Below are 16,740 nucleotides of genomic sequence, written 5' to 3' on the forward strand. Positions count from 1 at the left end.
CCATTTTTGAGGAAAAATTATGTATCTCGTTTTGTATTGCCACAATATTGGTATGACCGACTTTTCCTTCTTTGAAACGGAAGATTTCGATAAAGAAGAGGGCTATATCGTGCGAGGTAAGTGGCCGAACGAGAAAGCGTTTCGTGATTACTTAACCAAAGAGTTTGGTGGCATGAGCGAATTTCAAGTGATCGACTTAATCGCCAAAGGTGCAGAAGCAGAACACTACTCGCCAGAAGAGTTGATGCGCTTAGCTTTGTAATATCTAGTTTAATAACGGTTAGCTTATCAGCATCCAGTTAAGTAGCATCTTTCGAACAAACGAATAAAGAAATGGCAGCCTGATTGGGCTGCCATTTTCGTTTTAAGTTAGAGCAAATTGCTCTGTACTAAGAGTGAAGCTATTGCGCCACTTCGTCCACCAAGTACAAGATGGATTGATACGGAATGCCACTGTGGTGCGACAAACCGATCTCACAGGTTCGACTGTTGCTGAATCCACGAGTACAGTTGCTCGGCACTTGTTCTTTGAGTGGGTGTACCGCCGCTTCATTCAGCTCTGGCGTGGTAAAACCTTTATCACCTGCCCAACCACAGCATTGAATATGCTCAGGAACAATCACCTCTTCGGTACAGGCTTTAGCAAGGTTCAACATCGCGCCTTCTAAACCCATTCGACGAGAGCTACAAGTCACATGCAGCATCACGGTTTCTTGGAGCGGCTCAAGTGTCAGGTGCTCAAGCAAGTATTGGTTCACAAACCCTGTCGGCTCTAGTACCTCTAACGGTTTGGTGAACTGTTCAATACTGCGTTTAGCACATGGGCTGGTATCCATTAAGACTGGGTATTCACCTTGACGACTCGCTTGCCATAACACTTCTTCGAGCTGTTGCGCTTTAGATTGAGCTAAATCGGTCATCCCTTTGCTGTCGTAAGGCATGCCACAACATTGGTCGTCTAGCTTCTTCGGAAGAATCACCTCAAATCCGGCTTTGTTAAGCAAAGACATGGTCACTTCCGTTAGAGGACGTTGATCGCCCGCATCGCTTTGTTGACCCATGGTTCGACTCGCACACGAAGGGAGGTAAACCACCTTCTTGTGATTGCTTGAGGATTCTGCTGTCACTGGTGATGAGACTAGCGAGTGGCTATTGGATTGCGGCATCTCCGGCATCCAAACCGGTGTCGCGCCTTTAGTTATTGAGCGCAAGCCGTTGGTTAGCTTGCCGACTGTGTTTGTGCCTAATACTTTGCTCGCCACTTGGTTGGTTTTGAGGCCGGCCTTAGTAAGTTTTGTGGTGGTCGAGAAGTGATCCGCTGTCCACTTAGCAATTGGAGTGAACTTCTCGTACTTGGCAACACGAAGCTTCTTAATCAAGTCACCAGTGTTGATTCCCACTGGGCAACGCTCGGCGCATAGGCCGGTTGCGGCGCAGGTATCAATGCCTTGGTATTCGAAGGTTTTCTCTAGCTCACTTGCTTCTATCTCTTCACCTGCAGCACGGCGGCGTTGTAACTCGCGGTACAGCACGATACGTTGGCGTGGCGATAGAGTTAAGGTACGAGACGGACAAACAGGCTCACAGAAGCCACATTCGATACAGCGGTCGACAAGGTCATCGGCAGCAGGCATTGGCTTCAAATTGGTGATGTGTGAATTCGGATTGTCGTTAATAATAACGCCGGGGTTAAGCAGCCTTTCTGGGTCAAACAGCGCTTTGATCTGTTGCATCAAGGCGTAGCCGTCTTTACCCCATTCCAATTCCACATAAGGCGCCATGTTACGACCTGTACCATGCTCTGCTTTTAGAGAACCTTGGTATTTCACCGCAACCAGTTCGGCAACATCATCCATGAAATCGCCGTAGCGGTCGATTTCTGTTTGGCTGTCGAAGCCTTGAGTAAACACAAAGTGCAGGTTGCCTTCTAGGGCATGACCAAAAATGATCGCTTCGCTGTAGTCGTATTTGTCGAACAGTTCTTGCAGCTCTCGAATGCCGTTAGCGAGGTTTTCGACAGGGAAAGCCACGTCTTCGATGATAACGGTTGTGCCAACTTCACGCACTGCGCCAACAGCAGGGAACATGCCTTTTCGGATGCCCCATAGGGTCGCGACTGTCTTTGGATCGGAAGTGAAAGGGACCGATTCAACAATCGTGTATTCAGTCAATGCGTCCAAAATTGATTTACATTGTAAATCTAAGTCCTGCTGGGAGCTGGCGTGTGATTCAACCAAAATAGCCGCAGCTTCTAAGTCCAAGCTTGGCATAAATGCAGGCATACCCGGTTTATCCGCGACTGAACGCAGCGCTCTGCCATCCATCAATTCAACGGCAGCAACCGGCGTTTTTGATAGCGTAGTAACGGCTTTACTGGCTTGTTCGATGTCGGCAAACACCAACAGAGCCGAGGCTTTGTTCGGATGTTCGATCACCGTGTTGTAGGTAATCTCAGCAATGAAACCAAGTGTGCCTTCTGAGCCAATCATCAAGTGTTTGATGATCTCAATTGGATCGTGGTAATCGACCAAGGCATTCAGAGCGTAGCCAGTGGTGTTTTTGAGGCGGTACTTGTGGCGGATTCTGTCTGCGAGTTCTTGGTTTGACGCTGTCTGTTGATGTAATTCGACAATGCCTTCAAACAGTGCTTTGTGTGATTGCTTGAATGCCTCAACACTTGCGTTGTCAGCCGTATCAAGCAGGGAGCCATCACTCAATACGATTTTCATGCTCTCAACGGTGCGATACGAGTTTTGCGCAGTACCACAACACATGCCGCTGGCGTTGTTCGCGGCGATACCACCGATTTTACAGGTATTGATTGAAGCTGGATCTGGGCCGATTTTACGTTGGAAAGGGGCAAGGTATTTGTTGGCATCAGCGCCAATCACGCCCGGTTGAAGAATGATTTGATTGCCGTTGTCGACGATTTCGTGGCCACGCCAGTCATCGGTCAGTGTGATGAGTACCGAGTCTGAAACGGCTTGCCCTGACAAGCTGGTGCCAGCGGCGCGAAAGGTAAAATGAATACCGAGTTCGCGACAACTTTGAATGGTGAATATGACTTCGTCTAAGTTCTTGAGCCTTAGAACCATTTTCGGCACCAAGCGATAGAAACTCGCATCGGTGCCGTAAGCCAATCGCTTTGCCTCTTGAGTGACAATGCGTTCTGTTTCTATTTTTTGAGCCAGTATCGCTTCAAGCTGCTGATAAGCTTGTGCGTCTATTACTCGCTCATGGGATGTGGTTGTCTCCATCATTGCTTCCTTGTGCTTCTTATTTGGCACTGTTCAGGGCGTGTTGACCTTTCGTGATTAAATTTTGTTCGAGATAAAAGCGTTTTAATCGCGGCGAGGGGGAAGTAGCCTAGTCACTCTAAGCAAATCCGCCTCAACAAAGAGTAAAACGCTTTTAGCTGAACCCTTCGGGCAGCGTTTGCTGGCCATTTCTACTACGTTATCGGCTTCTTATGTAGGCTAGCTACACATCGACGCCTCTGCCTTGTATAAATACCCAGCAACTCGCTGCAAAAATCAGCTCGAAAGATCAACACGCCCTAGCTTTTTATTTTATTTTCCAGTGCTTAAACGGTGTCACAACGGCAGTGGAATTGCTGTGACACCGATTGAACTTCAGTCTAAGTAGACCAAAGCATTAGTCCGAATCCGAACCTAAATCGTTGAGGTTTAGTCTAGCCCCACCAGAGAATCACGAGTTAAGTCTTTGATTGTCTTGGCGCCAGTTAGAGTCATCGCAACGCGCATCTCTTTGTCGTAAAGGTCGAGTAGGTTCTCAACACCTGCTTGTCCCTGCGCTGCTAACGCGTAGACGAAAGAGCGACCAAGTAAGGTGCAGTCTGCGCCCATCGCCATCATGCGAACTACATCTAAGCCAGTACGAATGCCTGAGTCGACCAGAATCTTAGTGTCGCCTTTTACTGCGTCTGCAATTGCAGGCAGTGCTTTAGCACTCGATAGAACACCATCCAGCTGACGGCCGCCGTGGTTTGAAACTACGATACCGTCTGCGCCAAATCTCACGGCGTCTTTTGCATCTTCTTCATCAAGAATGCCTTTGATGACCATCGGGCCGTCCCAGAAGTCACGGATCCACTCTAGGTCTTTCCATGAAATCGACGGGTCGAAGTTGTCACCCAACCAACCGATGTAGTCTTCTAGTTTGGTTGGAGAACCGCGATAAGTCGAAATGTTGCCAAGATCGTGTGGTTTACCCAAAAGGCCAACATCAACTGCCCAGCTAGGATGACGCATAGATTGGAATACACGACGTATTGCTGCATTTGGACCGCTCATTCCTGAGTGCATATCACGGTAGCGAGCGCCAGGTACTGGCATGTCTACCGTAAATACCAGCGTTGTTACGCCTGCCGCTTTGGCACGTTCCAATACGTTCTTCATGAAGCCACGGTCTTTTAGCACGTAAAGTTGGAACCACATTGGGCGCTCAATCTTAGGCGCGACTTCTTCGATCGGGCATACCGATACGGTCGACATGGTAAAAGGGATGCCTTTGTTGTCGGCGGCTTTTGCTGCTTGTACTTCACCACGTCGTGCGTACATACCTGTTAAACCAACAGGAGCTAATGCAATCGGCATCGCTAGCTTTTCGCCAAACAATTCGGTTTCCAAATTTAGGTCCGACATGTCATTAAGTACACGCTGCTTGAGTGCGATCTCTGCAAGATCGGCCGTGTTGCGGCGTAGGGTATGTTCTCCGTAAGAACCGCCGTCAATGTAGTGGAAAAGAAACGGTGGTAATTTCGCTTTTGCTGCGGCGCGGTAATCAGTCGATGCGGATATGATCATAATTTCAGTCCTAAATTCTTGGGATGTTGCCCTTCTCTGAGAGCTTGGCTTGGGCTGCTTTAATTCTTGAAAAGTAAGCGTTTGTTGTTTCTTAATCGGTGAAGCAACTCATCGATAAATAAAATAACCAGTGAAGCAATTAACCTGTGAAGCAAATAAACAGTGAAACAGTTAAGCAATAAAATGGCGTTAATACCCGGGGTGTTGATGTGTTTTAGTATCCATTCCGAAACTCATCAACTGTCTTATTAGACGGTGTTGCAGTCGGGGAATTGAGTATTAACGCCAAGTGCTTTTGTAACGACTTATGGTTTACATAAGTGCGTCTGTCATTTTGAAGCCGTAGATAACCACTAGGCCGATGATTCCTGTCATCACCAAGTAGTAGAATGTTGGGATGATTGTCTTACGTAGTGTTGCGCCTTCGCGTCCTAACAAGCCCACGGTCGCCGATGCGGCTACCACGTTGTGAATCGCAATCATGTTACCTGCTGCTGCACCAACGGCTTGCAGAGCAACAACCACTGCACTAGAGATCGACAGTGTTTGTGCTACTTCGAATTGGAACTGGCTGAACATCATGTTTGAAACGGTGTTCGAACCTGCAATGAAGGCACCTAACGCACCAACCGTGGCACTTAACGCTGGGAACGCACCACCAACTAAGTCAGCTGCAAAGTTTGCAGTGGTTACTGGCATACTTGCTAAATCAGCGCCGTTAACACCAGAGTTAATGAAGATACGTACCATTGGGATGGTGAACACCAACACAAAGCCAGCACCTATCAGAGTCTTGCTCGATTCCCCAAACGCTTTAGATAGTGGAGCTGCGCTGTGTGATTGCATTAGAACAGCAACCAGTGCGACGAATACCAAGATACCGCCAGGTAGATACAGAGGTTGAATCGCTGTGCTTACGCCTGTCTCGCCTAGGATGTTGCTGAAAGAAAGGCTAACGCTCTTAAGTAGGCCTTTGAACTCAGGGCTCACACGGCTAGCAACGAGAGTGACAGCGAGCAGCACGTAAGGTGCCCACGCCATCGCCATGCTCATTTTCTTATGACCTTGCTTACTGTTTGAATGAGTGTCATCTAGATCGATTTTCAAAGAGCCTAGCCATTCTGCTGGCCACTTGTCTTCGCTTTCAAAGTCCCATTTTGATTTAGGTACTAGGAAGCCGCGTTTTGCTGCTGTTACAACAATCGCAAGGCCAACCAAACCACCAATCAGTGATGGGAATTCAGCGCCAAGGAAAACCCCCGTTAGTGCGTAAGGAATGGTGAAAGCAGCACCTGCGAACAGTGCGAATGGCAGGATATCAAGACCTTCAGTCCAGCTTTTGTTCTTACCGAAGAAGCGAGTCAGCATCATCGCCATCAATACAGGAATCATCACACCAACGCAGGCGTGGATGATCGCAACACTTGATGTGATCTGTTGTAGGTAAGCATCCCATGTTGAACCATTGGCAATCAGGCTTTCACCAATGTTATGCGTATCCAAACCTTTGTTTACGCCAACAATGATAGGAGTACCAACTGCGCCGAATGATACTGGTGTAGATTGAATCATCATGCCCATCAGTACCGCAGCTAATGCTGGGAAGCCGATTGCAACGAGTAAGGGAGCGGCGATTGCAGCGGGTGTGCCGAAGCCAGATGCGCCCTCAATGAATGAACCAAAACACCAAGCGATGATGATCGCTTGTACACGACGGTCTGCTGATATGTCAGTAAATCCGTTGCGGATGGTGGTGATAGCTCCGGTGTGTTTCAAAGTGTTTAATAAGAAGATGGCGCCAAACACAATCCAGAGAACCGACACGGTAATGCCGAAGCCTTGGAATACTGAAGCCAGCACGCGAGTGCTAGACATATCCCATGCGAATAGGGCGATAGCAACGGTTAACGCAAATGCCACGGGCATCGCTTTTTTTGCAGGCCAGTTAAGGCCAACCAGCAGAATCGCTGCAACAACTATTGGCGAAAAGGCCAATAATGCTAGTAGAGTTTCACTCATGGGTACTTCCTCGTACTTGTTTTCAAACGTTCATGTTTGAAGTGAATAACACGTCATTAGTTTTGTAGGTGTAATCTGAATCTCGAGGATTCAATTGTTGTAATTAGAGTCGCTTTATTTGTAACCGATGTGATTGCAAAAGCTGTTTTTGTAATTGTTTTGTTAATTTGGCGTGAATTTACCCCTTTATTTTTTATTGATATAGGGAAATAATGAAAATAATTAATTCCAAAATTGGCATAATCAAATGCGAGCAGACGATTTGATCCTGTTTTCACAGGTAGTAGAGCTGGGCAGTTTTAGTAAGGTGGCAGAACAAAATAACCTTACAAATTCGGTAGTTAGTAAGAGAATTGCGCGTTTGGAAGAAGAGATTGGCGTGCAGCTATTATATCGAACCACGCGTAAATTGACGCTTACCGAGGCGGGTAAGGCAATGTTACACGGAGCCAAAAATGTGAAGCAGGCGGCTCAAGAGGCTATGGACGCAGTTTCAGGCTTTGGTGAAAATGTTAGTGGTCATATCAAAATGTCAGTGCCTACTATCTCCGGAGATTTGATTCTGGCAGACGCTGTTGCCGAGTTTTGTAATATGCACCCAGGTTTAACGGTCGATATGTCTCTTAACAATCGCTTTGTGGATCTGGTTGATGATGGCCTCGACTTAGTGATTCGAACCGGCTACTTGGAAGACTCCAGCTTAATTGCCCGTCATATCTTGGATTCTCAATGGGTGGTGTGTGCTTCTCCGTCTTATATCGCCAAGAATGGTAAGCCGATGCAGCCCAAGGATTTGGTTGAGCATAATTGTCTGCAATACGCATATCAAACAACGGGTGCCAGTGAGTGGCAATTTCTGCATAGCAAAGATGGCTTTACCGATAACGATAAATACATCGTGCGCGTCTCGGGCTCTTTTTCTACTGATAATGCGACGGCATTAAGAAAGGCGGCGTTGGGCGGTCATGGGGTCGCGTATGTGCCGCGTTGTCTGGTTTATCACGACATTCGTAACGGCCAGCTGGTGGACATCTTCCCTGACTTAGTCGGCAAGAAGCTCGGTATTTATGCGGTGTACCCCTTTACGCGCCAGCCACCGAACAAGATTAAGTTATTGATTGAACACATCAGAACGCGTTACCTGACGATTTCACATTATTTTTAATAAGGATCACGATGAGCTATTTAAAAGAGTATCAATATCCAGCCACCAATAAACAGATCGTCAGCGATGACTATTTTGATCACATAGTTGAAGACCCTTATCGCTGGTTAGAAGACGACAGAAGCGACGAAACCGCGCAGTGGGTGGCGAGCCAAAATGAGGTCACGTTCGATTACCTTGCTCAAATTCCGTATCGCTCTGAACTGCGAGAGCGATTAGCGAAAGCACAAGACTACAAAAAGAGCTCGCAACCGTTTGTGCGCGGAGATTACACCTATTTCTATAAGAATGATGGCCTGCAAAATCACAGCATTCTCTATCGTCACAAAGAAGGGCAACAAGAAGAAATTTTCCTAGACCCGAACACTTTCTCGGAAGATGGCACTACATCACTGGGTTCGGTGTCGTTTTCTAAAGATTACAGCCTTGTGGCGTACAGTATTTCAGAGGGTGGTAGCGACTGGCGCAAGATTTTTGTTATCGATACCGAGACCAAACAACAGCTCGAAGCCGAAATCACTGACGCGAAATTTACTGGCATCTCTTGGTTGGGTAATCGTGGCTTTTATTACTCTAGCTACGACAAGCCTGACGGTAGCCAGCTTTCTGCACGTACCGAACAGCACAAACTTTACTTCCATGAGTTGGGTACAGAGCAAGCTAGCGACAAAGTGGTTTTTGGTGAGAACAACGCTGAGCAGCACCGCTATGTATCAGGCTATACCACCGAAGACGACCGTTACTTGATCATTCTAGGGCGAGAGTCGACATCGGGTAACAGGCTGTTCTATATCGATTTAAATTCACAAGAACAATCGCTGAACACGCTGATTGATCATGTGGATAGCGATACGTACCTCATCGATAACCAAGATGAAGTCTTTATTTTATACACCAATCTCGATGCGCCTAATGGCAAGGTCGTGAGCTTTGATACTCGCAGTCAACAGTGGCTCGATATCATTCCTGAAAAGCCACAGCCGTTAGATATCAGCACTGGCGGTGGTTACTTGTTTGCTCATTACATGGTCGATGTGGTGTCTAAGATTGAGCAGCTGGATTACCAAGGTAACCTAGTTCGTGAAATTCATTTACCCGGGCTAGGAACGGCTAGTGGTTTGGGTGGTAAAAAAGAGCAAACCCAGCTTCATTACACCTTTACCAACTATGTAACGTCGCCTACGATTTTCTCTTTTGATGTTGAATTTGGAAGCTCTGAAATCTACCAACGCTCTGAGTCTCCGTTTGAGTCGGATCAATTTGAGTCTAAACAAGTCTTCTATACCTCGAAGGATGGCACCAAGGTTCCGATGCTTATCTCTTATAAGAAGGGATTAGTGTTAGATGGTAATACTCCAACCATGTTGTACGCCTATGGTGGCTTTAACGTTAGCCTAACCCCTTCCTTCTCGGGAACGGTGGGCAGTTGGCTGGAACTGGGTGGTGTGTATGCAGTGCCGAACTTACGTGGTGGTGGCGAATACGGTAAGGCGTGGCACAAAGCGGGTACACAACAACAAAAACAGAATGTATTTGATGACTTCATTGCTGCTGCGGAGTTCTTAATCGAAGAAAACTACACGTGCAGCGATAAGTTAGCGATTCGCGGCGGTTCTAACGGCGGTTTGTTGGTAGGCGCTTGCATGACACAAAGGCCTGAGCTGTTCCAAGTGGCTTTGCCTGCGGTTGGGGTGTTGGACATGTTGCGTTACCACACATTCACGTCTGGCGAAGGCTGGGCGTACGATTACGGCACGTCAGCGCAAAATAAAGAGATGTTCGAATACCTGCTGGGTTACTCTCCGGTTCATAACGTTGTACGAGGTGTCGATTACCCAGCAACACTGGTTACGACCGCTGATCACGACGACCGTGTGGTGCCAGCTCACTCTTATAAATTCATTTCAGAGCTGCAAGATAAGCATGAAGGTGGCGCGCCTGTGATGATTCGTATTGATGTTAATGCAGGGCATGGGGCCGGTATGCCGCTGAGTAAAGCTATCGATCTCACTGCTGATATCTACGCATTTACCCTGTTCAATATGGGAATTGAGGCTCTAGATTCATTGTAGCGAATACTTGATTTTAGATAACTGGGTATTTAACTCAGACCAAAAAGCCTCAAAATCTGCCTTAGATTTTGAGGTTTTTCATATATATGAAAACCAATCAAATTCACACCTCGTTCTCTTTGCTTTTCGACACTCTTTTCCGTGATAGCCGCCACCATTACTGATGAAATGAAAGCGATTTCAAGCTGATATTTTACGCATTTTTTACTATAACCTGTTGATCTGAAATCAGTAGTTTTCGTCATGGATTTTCTAAAAGTTTCATGGCATTTAAGCTGATTTATCAGTGTGAACAGCGATCAACTTTTCAACTCTTTCATTGCTTAATATTTCCCTGTTCGATGAAAACTCAAAAAAATAATAGGGAAATACAATGCAAAAATTTAAGCTTTTGCCAATAACGGTCGCAGTGGCGGCATCGCTTGCTTCACTCTCTTCTTTTGCTGCTGATACTAATATCGAAGCATTAGAAAAACGAATCCAAGAGTTAGAATCTAAGGTTGTGGATATTGATTATGTCAACGATCAACAGCCCGCTGTTCTAACTGCAGAAACTAAGGTGCCAGAAGGCATCGTCTTCTCTGGTTATGCTCGTTACGGCGCTCACTACAAGAGCGGTGATGAGCGTTACGTAGACATCGGTACAACAGGTCGTTCTGTCGGTCGTTTGGGTAACGAAGCCAATGGTGGTGAGGTTCAGTTAGCTAAGCTTTTCCAAGCTGACAACGGTGCGATTTGGGACGTCGTATTCATGGCTGACCACTGGGAAGCAGACGCTTGGGCTGACGACGGCGGCTTGAGCATGAAAAAAATGTACGCTGGTGTAACTAACGTATTTGAAAGCCAACCAGAACTTTACATGTGGGCTGGTCGCGACTTCCATCAACGTCCGCAACAAGGTTTGAATGATTACTTCTGGATGACACACGATGGTCAAGGCGCTGGCTTTAACAACCTAGATTTCGGCGGCGCGAAGCTAGATATGGGCTTTGTAGGCCAAGTAAAAGGCGGCCTCGTAAATGACAACGGTCGATACGCAATTACTTCTAAACTTCACTCAATTAACGCGGGTATCGGTCAACTAGACCTATATGCAAACTATGGTTTTGCTTCAGATGAAGCAGACTCAGACGTAGCGGGTGATCCAAAAGTCAGTGATGAAACGGCTTACTTGGTAGGTGCAACATTAGGCTTGGGTGAGTCTAACAAGTTGGTTGTTAAGTACGGTGACGGTGCCGATTCATCGGTATATGACCTTAAAGGTGATTACCAGACTTTGTATGCAAGTGTTGAGGGTAGCTACGCTGCATCTGAACAGTTCATCATTGATTACTTAGTGTCTTACAAAGACAATTCTGGCTCAGACTTAGATCGTGAGAATACTGAATACGCGGGTATCGTTCGTCCACAGTACCAATGGGATGATGTTCACTCTACATGGTTAGAAGCTGGCTATGGCATGGTTGATTACGATGACGACGGTGAAGAGAATGCGTGGAAAGTAACGCTGTCTCAAAACGTTTCTCTAGGTGGCTTACCTTGGAGTCGTCCAATGCTTCGCTTCTACACAACCGTGGGTGATGTAGAAACGAAAGGCAACACAGTGAAGACAACCAATGTTGATACATTGTCGTTCGGCGCAATGTTTGAAGCTTGGTGGTAATCACAGGTATAGAAAGCGCTGCTCTTTGAATTTGGCATATTTTCAAGGAGCTATGCTTTCAAATATCTATGCTTGTTAAGAGCACGTAATACTGTCCATTTTAGCCCTAAAGGCAGATTGATTAGGGCACGTTTCAATTAACTCCATTCTTGGGCACATTTTTGTGCCTTTTTTTTCGCCACTAGATCAAGGAATAACGATGAGACTTTCTTCCATCGTGTCTCGAGTTTATTTAGGTTTCTTCACGCTGATCGTAATCATGCTTGGTAGCGCATGGTTGAGTATTAGCAGTAACAAGAACATAACCACACATATCGAAACCATCACTCAACAAGCCACTCCTTTAATGCTCCAATCCTCCACGCTCACCATTCGTTTTTTGGACATTAATCGCAGCACTACTCCCTATTTATCCGCCAACTACATTGATGAGCTCGAACCGCTGAAACAAACCGTTTTGAGTAATATCGAGCAATATCAGCAGCAGTTAAATTGGTTTGATGGCAAGGCTGAATCGGGCTCACCACTTGAACCCATACTCCAAAATATTGAAGAAACGGGCGTTGCCACCATCAATAAGGTAGAGCAGTCCTTGAACTTATACGTCTCTTATTTGGATAGTAAAGATCTCGGTTCGATGGATCAGGAACAATTTCAATCTGTGGTAGGACAACTCAATAACACCTTGGTTAATCAATTGGCGAGTACGAGTTCGGGTAACACGCAAAAAGCGGTAGAAGCCTTGTTGGTTCAGTTGAGTTTGATTGCCGCAGAAGCGAATGAAGCTTTCTCTCTGCAAACGTCATCGGAGGTTCGTGGTGTTGAGCGTCGTCTACAAAGTCGTAAAGAGCGATTCGAACAAGCTGTATCAGATTTGGATAATCTGGACTCATCTTTGTTACGTCGCAGTAAACAGTCTTTATCACTGCTCGCTTCACATGTATTTTCAGCGCAAGGATCTGTGTCAACGCATATGGAAACCGTGAAGCTACATGAGAGCATTGCTCAGCAAAGAGTGGAGATCGAACAGCTCATTGATGTGCAGTTAAGCCATTTTGATGAGCTTTCTATGTATGCGGAAGACACGGCTAAACGTTTATATCACGAGTCGATGGACTTCTCTCATCAAGCACTGTTGATGCAGGCCATCATTGCTATTGGGTCGGTTTTTATTGCGCTGCTAATCGGGCTGAACATCGCTAAAGGGATTCGCAAGCCAAGTAAATTACTGCAAAGTGCACTAGACCAAGTCACCAAAAAAGACTTGAGCGTGATGGTTCAGTATCAAGCCAATAATGAATTTGGTTTGGTGAGCGATAAAGTCAATTTGGTGATCAGTCACCTGACCCAAATGATTGACAACATGCGCTACTCCTCAACACGTTTGAAGGAAGCTTCCCTTGAAAACCAAAGCACCAGTCGTTCCCTACGTGAGGCGATGCAAGAACAAACCAATCAAACGGTGATGGTAGCGACAGCGATGGAACAAATTGAGTGCTCAGTGACGGAAATCACTCAGGCGGCCAATCAAACTCTAACGCTAGTGACCGACGCGGTATCCAGTTCCAGTGATGGGCAAAAGACCATGGATAAAAGCGTTGAATTGATGGGCAGCTTAGAAAATAAGCTGGCGGAATCAACGGCGACCATTGGTCAGCTTGAAAGCGAAAGCGCCAGTATTGGGTCCATTCTGGATGTGATATCTGGGATCTCTGAGCAAACCAATTTACTGGCGTTGAATGCGGCAATAGAAGCTGCGCGAGCTGGAGAGCAAGGGCGTGGTTTCTCTGTGGTTGCGGATGAGGTTCGCGTGTTAGCGGCCAAAACTAATGCTTCTACACAAGAGATACACAACAAGATCGAGCAGTTGCAAACTAGCTCTAAACTGGCGGTTGAACAGATCAATCAGTGCGTGGTGGGTATGGTTCAATGCGTAGAACAAACCGGCGAAGTGAATCACTCGATATCGACGGTGTCTGATCTGCTTAATGAGGTTGAGCAAAGGAGTCATCAAATCGCGACCGCGACGACAGAGCATCAAGTCGTTGCCTCTCAAGTCACTCAAAATATCAGTCAGATACACACCTTGGCTGAAGATAACTCGCAACGTTCCCAAGTGCTTTTTTCCCACGGTCAACAGCTTGAAACCATGTCGCAACAGCAATTCTCATTAACTCAAGAGTTTAAGTTAGCGGAATCATCTAATCACCAAGATTAGAGCCAGTTAATTTCTTCCATGATTTCACGCCCAGCCTTCCGCTGGGTGTTTTCGTATCTGGTTTTTTGATGAAAAGGCTTTGAGCTAAAAATCACCGTGAAATGTTCTCATACAATTTCGAAAGGCCATTGAAATAACAAGGTCACTTTCCCCGTGTATATTGCCGTCAGCTGCGGATTCATCATCAAATGACGTTTTCAAAAAATGGATTTAGGCGGACTTGTTTGATCTGACGAACAAGTAACCGAGCGCCATCTTGATAATATGAACAATAATCCCATGAAACAGTTTCATGGTGTGAAGGTAATCTGTAAGCGCTTTCATGATTTCCACAACTGGCCTTTTTACCTCCAACTTTAGTGTGATGACACTCACTTCAACCAAGACGCCTTTCTTTAATAATCGTTTTGTAAGCGGTTACAAGCTAATGAAGTATCGAGGTTCGAGTGGCAACAATTAAACACGTATCAGAACATGCAGGTGTGTCTCAGGCGACAGTGTCTAGGGTTATTAATGGCACTAGCAGAGTCAGTCATGACAAGAAATTAAAGGTTGAAAAAGCGATCAAGGAGCTGGGTTATCGCCCGAACTCTATCGCTCAAGCCTTGGCTTCAAGTCGTACTGGTAGTGTGGGTGTTGTTGTTCCAGAACTTGGCGGTTCTTTCTATTCAGGCATTTTGCATTGCATAGAAGAGAACCTACGCCGCTTTGGTTACCACGCTGTGGTTACAGCGGGTTCGAATACTGAGCAAGGGCAACGTGAGTCTGTGGAGTTTCTGTTGGGGCGTCGTGTTGATGCTTTGATTCTTCATACTCAACTGCTCAGTGATGATTATTTAATTGAATTGGAAGAACAGGGGACCCCTGTGGTTTTAATTAACCGCTTCATCCCAGAAATGGCGATGAGTTGCATTGATATTGATAACGAAGTCGGGGGGCTACTCGCTACTCAATATCTTTTGCAAAAGGGACATACAGATATCGCGTGTATTACCGGGCCTTTAGATAAAGCAGATGCTAGGGGGCGTTTGCAGGGGTATCGAAAGGCCTTGGAAGAAGCGGGTGTGCCATACGATGAAGCATTAGTCTCGGAAGCGGGCTTTACTGAAGAGACGGGCATCAGTGCTATGAAGAAGCTGATTAATCGTAAGTGTCATTTCACAGCAGTATTTGCTTCGAATGACCACATGGCATTTGGCGCCTTCGAGGTGTTGCATCAAGAGGGACTGTCTGTTCCTAAAGATGTATCACTGGTGGGCTTCGATAACACCATCTTCGCGCGCTATCTGACCCCTAGTTTGACCACCATTAATTTCCCTATTGAAGAGATGAGCGTTGAAGCAGTACAGCTCACTCTACAGAAGCTAAAAAAAATAAAACATGACGTGAACTTTAAATTGCTGCCGACGTTGGTCACTAGAAACTCGGTATCGGATTTACCAGTTACCCTATAAAAATATTAAGGATAGAACATGAAATTTAAGACCTTAGCGCTTTCATGCGCGGTTGCTTTAGGATTAGGTACAACAGCTGCAAATGCAGCAGACAAAGAAATTCGTTTCGACGGTTTCCCTGATTTCGATAGCAGCCTGAAGGTATTACTGCCTGATTTCGAAAAGGAAACGGGTATCAAAGTTGATTACCTTATGAACAACCACGGTGACCACCACACGAAACTCACAACGAACCTTGCAACGGGTTCTGGTGCCGGTGATGTGATTGTTGTCGACGTTGAGAAAATTGGTCCATTTGTTGGCTCTGGCGGCCTAGTTAACCTGTCTGAAAACTACGGTGCAGATAAATACGAAGAACGATTCGCACCTTACGCATGGGCACAAGGCAAAGGCGCTGACGGCGATATGTATGGTATCCCTGTCGACCTAGGACCAGGTGTTATGTACTACCGTACCGACGTATTCGAAAAAGCGGGCATTGATGTAGAAGAAGCAATCAAAGATTGGGATTCATACATCGCTGCTGGTGAAAAACTGAAAGAGCAAAACGTACAACTTATCGCTTCGGCAGCCGACGTGGCACAAGCGATTATCTTCACGACCGTTCCTGAAGGTGAAGGTCTGTACTTCGATAAAGATGGCAATCCAGTGGTGACATCTGAGCGTTTTGTTCACGCTTTTGAAGTAGCAAAAGAGATTCGCGACAAAGGCTTAGACGGCCGCATTTTGGCTTGGTCTAACGAATGGTACGAAGGCTTCCGCAACGGCACATTTGCAACTCAACTTTCTGGCGCTTGGCTTCTTGGTCACCTAAACAACTGGATTGCACCTGAAACTAAAGGTAAGTGGGCAGTAGAAAACCTACCTGATGGTATCTACGGCAGCTGGGGTGGTTCATTCCTTTCAATTCCAACTCAATCAGACAATCCAGATGAAGCTTGGGCGCTTATTGAATACATGACGACTGACCGTGAAGTACAGCTTAAGCACTTCGAAACGATTGCCGCTTTCCCTGCGAACATCACCACGTATGACGATGAGCTTTTCCAAGAAGAGATGGAGTTCCTCGGTGGACAAAAAGCCCGTCTTCTTTTTGCTGAAGTGGCGCAAAACATCAAACCCGTCTCTCCAGCACAAGGCGACCACGTTGCACGTTCTATTATCTTAGAGAACGCATTGATGGAAGTACTTGATGAAGGTAAGGACATCAAGACTGCGCTTAAAGAGGCAGAGCGTCTAATCAAGCGTCGCACGCGTAATCTTTAATTTGTTTTTACTTTAAGTAAGTGAGGAAGCGTGGATAACGCGCTTCCTTTTTAAGAG

General features: G+C 46.2%; 11 protein-coding genes. 7 read left to right on the forward strand and 4 right to left on the reverse strand.

All coding sequences use genetic code 11. From position 1 onward, the window contains the following. Window positions 1-19 precede the first annotated feature (19 nt). On the forward strand, window positions 20-262 hold the full coding sequence (locus tag AB6D80_RS06360; RefSeq protein WP_372188055.1) for a hypothetical protein: 243 nt from the start codon (window positions 20-22) through the stop codon (window positions 260-262). Between the two features lie 139 nt (window positions 263-401). Here the strand turns inward: AB6D80_RS06360 and AB6D80_RS06365 are convergent, their stop codons facing one another. From AB6D80_RS06365 to AB6D80_RS06375, 3 genes are all read right to left on the reverse strand, one after another. Continuing rightward, a complete protein-coding gene (locus tag AB6D80_RS06365) occupies window positions 402-3,257 on the reverse strand; it encodes an FAD-binding and (Fe-S)-binding domain-containing protein (protein WP_372188071.1) in 2,856 nt (951 codons plus the stop codon). Between the two features lie 429 nt (window positions 3,258-3,686). Next, window positions 3,687-4,826, reverse strand: a complete 1,140-nt coding sequence (gene lldD, locus AB6D80_RS06370; RefSeq protein WP_017083007.1) for an FMN-dependent L-lactate dehydrogenase LldD — start codon at window positions 4,824-4,826, stop codon at window positions 3,687-3,689. Between the two features lie 312 nt (window positions 4,827-5,138). Continuing rightward, window positions 5,139-6,845, reverse strand: coding sequence for an L-lactate permease (locus AB6D80_RS06375; RefSeq protein ID WP_372188057.1), 1,707 nt, complete (start codon window positions 6,843-6,845; stop codon window positions 5,139-5,141). A 247-nt stretch (window positions 6,846-7,092) separates the two neighbouring features. On the opposite strand from AB6D80_RS06375, the gene AB6D80_RS06380 reads away from it, so the two are divergent. Together AB6D80_RS06380 and AB6D80_RS06385 are read left to right on the forward strand one after the other, a co-directional pair. After that, window positions 7,093-8,010, forward strand: a complete 918-nt coding sequence (locus tag AB6D80_RS06380) for a LysR family transcriptional regulator (protein WP_017081288.1) — start codon at window positions 7,093-7,095, stop codon at window positions 8,008-8,010. Between the two features lie 11 nt (window positions 8,011-8,021). Beyond that, window positions 8,022-10,082 carry a prolyl oligopeptidase family protein gene (locus tag AB6D80_RS06385; RefSeq protein ID WP_372188058.1) on the forward strand — a complete coding sequence of 687 codons (2,061 nt, stop codon included), beginning with the start codon at window positions 8,022-8,024 and terminating at the stop codon, window positions 10,080-10,082. 29 nt (window positions 10,083-10,111) lie between these two features. Here the strand turns inward: AB6D80_RS06385 and AB6D80_RS06390 are convergent, their stop codons facing one another. Continuing rightward, window positions 10,112-10,327: a hypothetical protein gene (locus AB6D80_RS06390; protein WP_372188059.1), complete on the reverse strand. Its 216-nt coding sequence runs from the start codon at window positions 10,325-10,327 to the stop codon at window positions 10,112-10,114. A 128-nt stretch (window positions 10,328-10,455) separates the two neighbouring features. On the opposite strand from AB6D80_RS06390, the gene AB6D80_RS06395 reads away from it, so the two are divergent. The 4 genes from AB6D80_RS06395 (at window position 10,456) to AB6D80_RS06410 (ending at window position 16,683) form a co-directional block, all read left to right on the forward strand. Next, window positions 10,456-11,745, forward strand: coding sequence for a carbohydrate porin (locus tag AB6D80_RS06395; protein ID WP_121602075.1), 1,290 nt, complete (start codon window positions 10,456-10,458; stop codon window positions 11,743-11,745). Window positions 11,746-11,944: 199 nt separating this feature from the next. Beyond that, a complete protein-coding gene (locus AB6D80_RS06400) occupies window positions 11,945-13,963 on the forward strand; it encodes a methyl-accepting chemotaxis protein (RefSeq protein ID WP_372188061.1) in 2,019 nt (672 codons plus the stop codon). Window positions 13,964-14,409: 446 nt separating this feature from the next. Further along, window positions 14,410-15,417 carry a LacI family DNA-binding transcriptional regulator gene (locus AB6D80_RS06405; RefSeq protein ID WP_009846150.1) on the forward strand — a complete coding sequence of 336 codons (1,008 nt, stop codon included), beginning with the start codon at window positions 14,410-14,412 and terminating at the stop codon, window positions 15,415-15,417. Window positions 15,418-15,435: 18 nt separating this feature from the next. Beyond that, on the forward strand, window positions 15,436-16,683 hold the full coding sequence (locus AB6D80_RS06410; protein WP_017083012.1) for an ABC transporter substrate-binding protein: 1,248 nt from the start codon (window positions 15,436-15,438) through the stop codon (window positions 16,681-16,683). Window positions 16,684-16,740: the final 57 nt, after the last annotated feature.

This window comes from Vibrio sp. 10N.247.310.17 (assembly GCF_041466605.1).
Classification (GTDB): Bacteria; Pseudomonadota; Gammaproteobacteria; order Enterobacterales; family Vibrionaceae; genus Vibrio; species Vibrio tasmaniensis_A.

Bases quoted from the DNA above. Each gene is read 5' to 3' on its own strand.
- AB6D80_RS06360 (WP_372188055.1), top strand. From the start codon at position 20: ATGTATCTCGTTTTGTATTGCCACAATATTGGTATGACCGACTTTTCC.
- AB6D80_RS06390 (WP_372188059.1), bottom strand. From the start codon at position 10,327: ATGACGAAAACTACTGATTTCAGATCAACAGGTTATAGTAAAAAATGC.
- lldD (WP_017083007.1), bottom strand. From the start codon at position 4,826: ATGATCATATCCGCATCGACTGATTACCGCGCCGCAGCAAAAGCGAAA.
- AB6D80_RS06375 (WP_372188057.1), bottom strand. From the start codon at position 6,845: ATGAGTGAAACTCTACTAGCATTATTGGCCTTTTCGCCAATAGTTGTT.
- AB6D80_RS06395 (WP_121602075.1), top strand. From the start codon at position 10,456: ATGCAAAAATTTAAGCTTTTGCCAATAACGGTCGCAGTGGCGGCATCG.
- AB6D80_RS06410 (WP_017083012.1), top strand. From the start codon at position 15,436: ATGAAATTTAAGACCTTAGCGCTTTCATGCGCGGTTGCTTTAGGATTA.
- AB6D80_RS06380 (WP_017081288.1), top strand. From the start codon at position 7,093: ATGCGAGCAGACGATTTGATCCTGTTTTCACAGGTAGTAGAGCTGGGC.
- AB6D80_RS06365 (WP_372188071.1), bottom strand. From the start codon at position 3,257: ATGGAGACAACCACATCCCATGAGCGAGTAATAGACGCACAAGCTTAT.
- AB6D80_RS06400 (WP_372188061.1), top strand. From the start codon at position 11,945: ATGAGACTTTCTTCCATCGTGTCTCGAGTTTATTTAGGTTTCTTCACG.
- AB6D80_RS06385 (WP_372188058.1), top strand. From the start codon at position 8,022: ATGAGCTATTTAAAAGAGTATCAATATCCAGCCACCAATAAACAGATC.